The 1,817-nt window shown below is 50.4% G+C and carries 1 pseudogene; it reads right to left on the minus strand.

Annotation, left to right across the window (positions count from 1 at the left end):
* A pseudogene (locus D1Z92_RS17010) lies at positions 1 to 1,817 on the minus strand (peptidase G2 autoproteolytic cleavage domain-containing protein); the annotation flags it as partial.

Raw genomic sequence — 1,817 nt, forward strand, 5'->3', positions numbered from 1 at the left:
TTAGCTTCGCCACTGTTACCCATAATGTGTGCGCTTGTAAGTCCAGCACCTACTGTAGTATTGATCCCTTCGGCATGCGAGGCAAACCCACTTGCCTCCGTTCCATTTCCTTCCGCATGTGCACTATTTGCTATAGCTTCTGTATCACTTCCTTCTGCATGAGAAGCGACACCCACCGCTCTCGTTCCACTGCCTTCTGCGTGCGCAGCTTCCAATAGTGCTAATGTACTATTCCCCTCCGCATGTGCTGCTTCTCCCAGAGCCATGGAGCTATTTCCTTCGGCATGGGAGGCCATGACGTCTGCAACGGTTTCATTCCCTTCGGCATGCGCTGCCATACCATTTGCATTGGTTCCATTTCCTTCGGCATGACTGTCAAAGCCATTAGCTACAGTCATATTACCCTCCGCATGTGCGTTATCTCCTATTGCCATGGTGGACATACCTTCGGTATGACTTTGACCACCACTGCTCGTTGTAAATCTACCTTCGGAATGAGAAGCAAATCCTCGGGCAACAGTAATACAGCCTTCCGCATGAGATGCGATCCCAATCGTTGTACTTATTTCACCTTCAGCATGTGATGCTCTTGCATTCATTTCTGTACTACTTGAACAACCCTCTGCATGAGAGAATTCAGCTTGCGTTATCGAACTTTCTCCTTCCACATGCGATGCATCCCCCATTGCAACAGTAAGTAGACCCTCAGAGTGGGAGTTAGGACCTACTGTAAACGTTATTTGTCCTTCCGCATGAGAGTTTGCAGATGAACTAACCGTTTGAAGTCCTTCTGCATGAGACTGTAAACCACATGCCATCGTTTGATTTCCTTCGGCGTGAGAGGCTATTTCATCTGCTAAAGTATCTATTCCTTCCGCATGTGCAGCATTCAACAATGCTAATGTATTATTTCCTTCTGCGTGAGCTGCCTCTCCCAATGCCATGGAGTTAACTCCCTCTGCATGCGAAGCCATTAAATCTGCCATGGTTTCATTTCCTTCTGCATGCGATTGTGCGCCAATAGCTAAAGAACCTAGCCCTTCTGTATGCGATTGTAATCCAATAGCTCTTGTCATGGCCCCTTCCGCATGGGCATCTGCGCCAATGGCTATCGTTGCTCCTCCTTCCGCATGCGATGCAGTTCCCTCTGCTGTTGTACCAATCCCTTCCGAGTGTGACTGGTTTCCACTCGCTACGGTCTGAAATCCTTCGGCATGTGACTGTAACCCACTAGCCGTTGTTACTGCTCCTTCCGCATGGGCATCTGCTGCACTAGCTACCGTTGCTCCCCCTTCCGCATGAGAAGCTTCTCCCTCTGCTGATGTGCCAATGCCTTCCGCGTGGGACTGGTTTCCACTCGCTACGGTCTGGAATCCTTCCGCATGCGATTGGAACCCGCTAGCCGTTGTCACTGCTCCTTCGGCATGCGCATCTGCTGCACTGGCTACCGTTGCTCCTCCTTCCGCATGGGAAGCCGAGCCACTCGCCATTGTTCCAATTCCTTCTGCATGCGATTGTCTTTCTATTGCCATTGTCGCTAGTCCTTCGGCATGCGATTGGAAGCCGCTTGCAGTGGAAAGTGCCCCTTCTGCGTGTGCATCTGCTGCACTCGCGGTGGTTGATCCTCCTTCCGCATGACTAGAAAAACCAGAAGCTGTTGTATCTCTTCCTTCGGCATGCGCATTTGCGCCATCGGCTATGGTGTTACTTCCTTCCGCATGAGAATTTGATCCATTCGCAATGGTGTCATTTCCTTCCGCATGCGCATTATCTCCTTCTGCTATAGTTGAAATCCCTTCTGCATGGGAATTCACTCC

The organism is Longirhabdus pacifica (assembly GCF_004115085.1).
GTDB classification, from domain to species: Bacteria; Bacillota; Bacilli; order Paenibacillales; family DSM-105158; genus Longirhabdus; species Longirhabdus pacifica.